Source organism: Salinicola sp. CPA57, assembly GCF_003206035.1.
GTDB lineage: Bacteria > Pseudomonadota > Gammaproteobacteria > Pseudomonadales > Halomonadaceae > Salinicola > Salinicola socius.
Genome location: NZ_PZJR01000007.1, coordinates 1 through 5,765 on the forward strand (window position 1 = coordinate 1; position 5,765 = coordinate 5,765).

Sequence of the window (5,765 nt, forward strand, 5' to 3'; positions counted from 1 at the left end):
GCGCGCCGGCGGCAGTCGTATCGAACGCGATACCCGCCGACTTGGTCAGCTCACCGAGCTGCTGCAGCGATGCCACTGCCGCTTGAATGGACGCCACCGTCTCGTCGAGATCCGCACCGCTTTCGACCGCGCCACGGAAGGCCTCGTTGACGTCATCGACGACAGCGCCGGCAAGATCGTCAGTGATCTTGTCGACCTGCAGGCTGGCCACCAGCCGCTTGACCTTCTCGTCCGGCGAGACGCCCTGGAGCAGGTCATCGAACGACGTATCGATCGCACCCATAATGACGTCGAGACGGTCGTTCAGAATGTCCGACAGCGGGTCGTTCTTGATCTTGCTCTTGAACCCATCCAGCGCGGTCTTGACCTGATCGATCTCGTCCGCGTCCATGATCGACGCCATGGTGTTATCGATCTGCTCCATGGAATCGAGCAGCGCGACCATATCTTTCGGCTCTACCTTCTCCTTGAAGGTGAAGCCATAGGAACCGAACGCGGTCTGGCGTCCACCCAGCAGGCCATCGGTATCGCCCGAATCGTAGTAACGATCATTAGCCGGGCCATCCGGCGTTTCGGCCGTCTGAGTGAAGCCCGCCTTGTAGTCGCGATGAGAGCCGAACGCCGCATCGAGAGCGCCCCCGATAGCCGATCCCGCGAAGGCACCGATCGGCCCGCCGAAATAGGTGCCGATCGCACCGCCAGCCGTGGCGCCGATGTTGGAATTGGCGTCCTTGCCGAACAGGCTGGAGCCGACCTTCGTGCCGACCTGGCTGCCGACATACGCCGTACCCGCCGACGCCAGCCCATTCATGCCCGTGAAGTTCGACGTCGAGCCACCGAGATAGCTCGTGCCGTTGCTCGCAAGGTTCATGCCCGACGTGGCGCTACCCGCGAAACCGCCGCTGTAGGACGTCGGCGCACCCGCCCATTGGATGCCACCCGCGCCGCCAGTAAACGAATCGTAGAGCTTGCTTCCCATGCTAGACAGGTTGCCCAGCCCACCGCCGCCAGACCCAGCCCCGGTGGTGCCGCCAGGCAGTCCCAGCGCGCTCTGTGCCTGCCCGGTGAATTCGACGACGATCGGTTTCAACGTCGCCTGATAGGCCAATTCCGCCAGCAATCGCTTGAAGCCGTCCATCAGCTGGTCGCTGAAATCGTCGAACGAATCAAACGCGCCGGTGAACGCATCGGCGAAGGTCTCGTCGATACGGTCAGAGGCTTCTTCCCACGCACGCGCCATTTCCTGTGCGGCAGGATCGGATTCCAGGGCGAGGTCGCGCATCTCGTCGCGCACACCGGCAACAGAGCGCTGGTACTCTTCCGGGCCGATCTTGCCATCGCGGTAGCGCTGGGCCAGATCAGCGAGATCCTTCTGCAGCTGGCGCGCCTTCAGAGAACTAGCGTCGTATTCCTTACGCAGCTCGACGGTGCGCTGATAGTACGGGTCGGCTTCCTTGTCAGCCTTGGCGTATTCCGCTGCCAGCTGTGCAACGCCGGCGGTAATCTCCAGCTGGCTACGACCCGCAGCTTCGCCGGCTTCCCGCAGGTTCTCGACGTCTTCCTGGAAAGCACGCAAGCGAGCCGCCGCAGGGTCCATCCGGTCGATGATGCCCTGCAACGGGTCGATGCTGTCGCGATACTGCTGGGTCAGCTCGAACTGAGCCTGGGCCGCTTGCTCCGCCGTGATCTTGCCCTGCTGCTGCAGCAGGTTGAGCGCCGCCTGTTTCTCGGCATACTCATCCGCCGCCGTGCCCAGCGGGTCGAACGACTCGCGCAGGCTGTCGTAAGTCTTTTCGGCCTCGCCGATCTCCTTTTTCAGCGCCTTGGCTTCGTCCGTCGCCTTGCTGCCGAACTCCGTCGTTCCGCGAATCGCTGCCGCACGGGCTTCGATTGTGGCCAGCGCCTGTTCGACGAGATCCACGGAGCTGTCGGCGCCATCGCCGACCACCATGGCAGCGGAAAGCGCAGTCGCGGAAAGCTCGGTTTGGACCCCCTGGAGTAGTCCGGTCAGCGTGCCAAGGTTCGCCAGCTGCGCCTGAACCATCGCCTCCTGCTCGGCGAAACGCTGCGCGGTGGCCAGGTGAACATCGGCAGCAGCCTGGTCGCCCTGCTCGATGGCCGTCTGGTAGCCCTTGAGCGCATCGGTCTGCCCCGCGATCGCGCCGGACTGCTCAGCATAGAGACCGGTGTAACCCGCCTGACTGGCCGCATATTCGGCCGCTTCGGCGGCCGTCATACCCAGCGTGTCGCGTGCCGATTCCAGCTTGCCGAGGTAGTCATCCCACTTATCGGCGCTGGTGCCGAGGGCATCGCCAACGCGGTTGATACCGCCAGCGGCGTCATCGGCGGCGACGGCCGCGTCCTTCCAGGTGCCGTTCGCCACCTGCTGTAGTTGGTCCTGACGCTCGAGCTGCTCGTTGTAGCTCTCGGTCACGTCCTGCAGACGCTCACGCGCCAACGCCAGGTCGTTCTCCATGCGAACGCGTTCGCGGCCACGGACCGGAACCGGGCCCTTGCCCGCCAGCATGCCATCGAGATAGCTAACGTCCTGCGCGGCGTCACGCATCTGGTCGCGCGCGTCGTCGATCTGCTCGCCGAGTCGAACCAGCGCGGCGTTGGCCGTGACCGCCGTCATCGACTTGAGCGAGTCGGTAAAGTCATCGGTGCTCTGAGTCAGCACATCGATAGAGCCGGCCGTGTCATCGGCGCTATCTGAGAACATGACAAGCGCCGACGCCCCAGCGATCAACAGCCCTGGCCAGCCGCCCAACGCGCCTAGCGTCCAGCGCGCAGCGGTACCCACGCCGCGCATCGCCACCGCATAACCGGTTGCCGTCGTCGTGGACGCTGCCATGGCCGCCGTATGGCGACGCTCTGCGGATGTCAGCTCGACGTTCGCGGCCGCCAGCAGGGTGATCGCCTTGGTGCGATTGGTCGTGATACCCGTCGCCGCCGCGGTCGCTTGGGAATTAGCCAGCATCTGCTTGGCCGAAGCCTGGCGCGACTGAGCCAGACGCAGCGCCTCGACAGAGGCGCGACGTTCTGTCTCGATGGCCGTGTTCTGCGCTTTGGTCTGGTTCTGTTGCGTGACGATGTAGTCACCGACGCGGTCGCGAAGATTGCCGATCCCCACCAGCGCCTTGCCGGCCGCAACCGAGGCCATCAGCTCCAGCCCAACGGTTCCCTTGTCGACGATGCCTTCCATGCCCCCGAGGCTATCGGTCAACCATTCGACGCCATCGGCCATGTCGTCGATCGTCGGTGCCAGATCGGCAGCGACGGTTTGCGCCAGGCCGCGACCGGCTTCCTGCAGGTACTGCAAAGACTGACCGGCATCGTCGAGGCGGTCGATGTCTTCCTGCGGCAACACGATGCGAAGATCACGCGCCTGCTCGGCATACTCTTTCAGCAGGCGGCTATTGTTTTCGAACAGCGGAATCAGGCGGCTGGCATCATCGGCCAGCGACTCCATGATGTTGACCTGCTGCGCTTTCGGCAGCCCTTTCAGGCTCTCACCAATCGCCAGAATCTGCTGATCCGGCGAGAGCCTGACGAGATCGGCAGCGGAAAGATTCAACGCATTGAGCGCATCCATCGCTTCGCCGCCACCGTTGGCGAATGCGTCACCGATCTTGTCGGCGGTATCCTTGAAGATGTCGCCCATCTTCTCGGTATCGACGCCCACCTGACGGCCGGCATAGCCCCAGCTCTGCAGCGCCTGAACGTTGACGCCGACAGCGTTGGCGAGGTTGGTTTGTTCACGCACGGCTGACGCCGTCTGCGCGGTCATGGCCGCGATACCGGTCACGCTCAGGCCCACCGCTGCCGCCATACCAGCAGCGCGGCTTCCGATCGCCATCAGACCCTGGCTGGTCGCCTCGGATTGACGTTCGGCCTGCGCCATTTCCCGCGTCAGGCTCTCGGTCGATTCCCGCGCGGCGTCGTTGGCCTTGACGGCGCCACGGCTATCGCCGTCAATGACGAATGTCGTCTGATAACGCTTGCCCGCCATGAGGGAGACTCCTGAAAACCGGGCACAAAAAAACCGCCATGAAGGCGGTTGTCTGTACGCAAGGGGATTAGATAATGGTGGTATTTCTGTTAATCGCGATTCTGGTGATCCTGCTGATCGCGACGGGTTTATGGCCGATAGCCCTGGCCATTGCTGGCTTTATGTTCGGCGCAGTTCTTCTGGTCGGTGTGACCGCGATTCAAGGCTGGCAATTCTGGGCGCCAGTGCTGCCCATCGCAGCCATCATTCTGGCAATCAAAGTCATCAAGCCGATGGAGCGCATCAAACGCCGGCAGCAGGCCGCCGCCGACGCTCAAGAACGCATCGATCTCGAGCAGCGAAAACAACAGGCTGCAGTCGAGAAAGAATCACGGAAAGAAGCCGCGATCCGGGCGCAAGTCGAAGCCACCGACAGAATCGGCGGCTAGCTGTAACGCCATAACGCTCTAACGCTGTCGCATCACTTCCAACGCCCCGGCCTCGATGTGCTGCAGGCGCTGCAACGTTTCGCGGGTGTCTTCGACCCCCATCATCTGCATGACGCTGGCCACGGCGGCGCGATCGATACCCTGGGCGACGGGTTTGGCGCTCAGGCCCGTGATATAGCGCCACTGGCCACTGCACTGGCTGAACACGGACCACGCTGTGACGTGCTTCGGCCAGATCACGATGCGGTCTGGCTCAAGATAACGCGCCGGCACTTTGACGCCCCAGGCGTCCAGATCCGATCGCAGTTCGTTCTTGCCGCCGGACTGGCCTGCCCATGCCCGCCCCAGGGCGTTTAGTTTTTTGCCGCTTCCTCGGGCACGCCGCGTTGGACTTCGTTCCAAGCCAGCGTCAACGGACCACGGGCATACGGGTCTTTGAACAGCGCATCGATCAGCGCTTTGCTGGATTCCAGTGGTTTGCCTTCTTTATCGTCGAGGCCGCCTACCGAAAGCACGTCCTCACGCAAGTGGTCGTTGCCCTTGAGCCTGTTGGCTTTCTGCTTGGCGAGCAGCTTGTCCTGGTCATCGGTGTCGCGGATGCGGATCTCGGCGGTGAACTGTTCTTCCTCGCGCCCTGGGCGATGGATTTTGATGGTCTTGGTAACGCTGGCGATGCCGACGACGTAGTTAGCCATGGGGCTCTATCCTTCCTGAAATTGGGGTTCAGAAACGACGACGCCCGCAGGTCGCGGGCGTGTCGTCGTTATTTCGTGACTATGTCACGTTTTGGCTTACTTGAAGTAGATCGCGAACTCGTCGTCGCCATCCACCGGCAGATGCCGGGCATCCGTCTGGTAATGCACGAAGCCGTCGTTGTCCTGCTCGCTGATCCCGGTCAATTGGGATTTGGGCGAACGGAATCCGACGATGTTACCCGGCACGGTGCCGTGTTCCATTTCCACCGGGCCGGTGGCTACCTCCTGGTGGGACTCGGTCAGCGCGAACACATCGAAGGTGTCGACACGCGGCGCCTCGAAGTTGATCTGCCCCGTCGCCGCCCGATCGGTGATATGCACGCCCTCATAGTTGATGAGGTTGCGATAGGTCACCGTGTTGCCGATATCGAACGAGAACGACTCGCCCCGCGCCTCGTAGCCGTGGAACGTCAGCTTGGTAGTGTTCTGATAGTTCACCGGGATTTCGTCAGCCTGGTTCTCGGGCGTCAGCGTCACCGGCGCGATCGCGGTCGGGCGCTGATACAGACCGGTGAAGGTGAACTGCAGCGCCGGCAGACCTTCGGCGGTGGTGGTCCAGGTGACCGTGCC

At 62.8% G+C, this 5,765-nt stretch carries 4 protein-coding genes and 1 pseudogene; 1 reads left to right on the forward strand and 4 read right to left on the reverse strand.

What is annotated here, in order from left to right; all coding sequences use genetic code 11:
* A pseudogene (locus DOM36_RS20040) lies at positions 1 to 4,012 on the reverse strand (hypothetical protein); the annotation flags it as partial.
* 74 nt (positions 4,013 to 4,086) lie between these two features.
* Here DOM36_RS20040 and DOM36_RS08230 point away from each other — a divergent pair.
* On the forward strand, positions 4,087 to 4,440 hold the full coding sequence (locus DOM36_RS08230) for a hypothetical protein (RefSeq protein WP_110642561.1): 354 nt from the start codon (positions 4,087 to 4,089) through the stop codon (positions 4,438 to 4,440).
* 18 nt (positions 4,441 to 4,458) lie between these two features.
* Here the strand turns inward: DOM36_RS08230 and DOM36_RS20290 are convergent, their stop codons facing one another.
* From DOM36_RS20290 to DOM36_RS08240, 3 genes are all read right to left on the reverse strand, one after another.
* Complete coding sequence (locus DOM36_RS20290; protein ID WP_198651242.1) at positions 4,459 to 4,842, reverse strand: DUF1799 domain-containing protein; 384 nt, start codon at positions 4,840 to 4,842, stop codon at positions 4,459 to 4,461.
* The gene (locus DOM36_RS20050) at positions 4,794 to 5,135 is read right to left on the reverse strand and encodes a hypothetical protein (protein ID WP_157958601.1); all 342 of its coding nucleotides are present in this window, start codon (positions 5,133 to 5,135) and stop codon (positions 4,794 to 4,796) included. The genes DOM36_RS20290 and DOM36_RS20050 overlap by 49 nt, the downstream gene beginning before the upstream one ends.
* A gap of 96 nt (positions 5,136 to 5,231) precedes the next feature.
* On the reverse strand, positions 5,232 to 5,765 hold a 534-nt coding region (locus tag DOM36_RS08240; protein ID WP_348626390.1), incomplete at its 5' end, for a phage tail tube protein.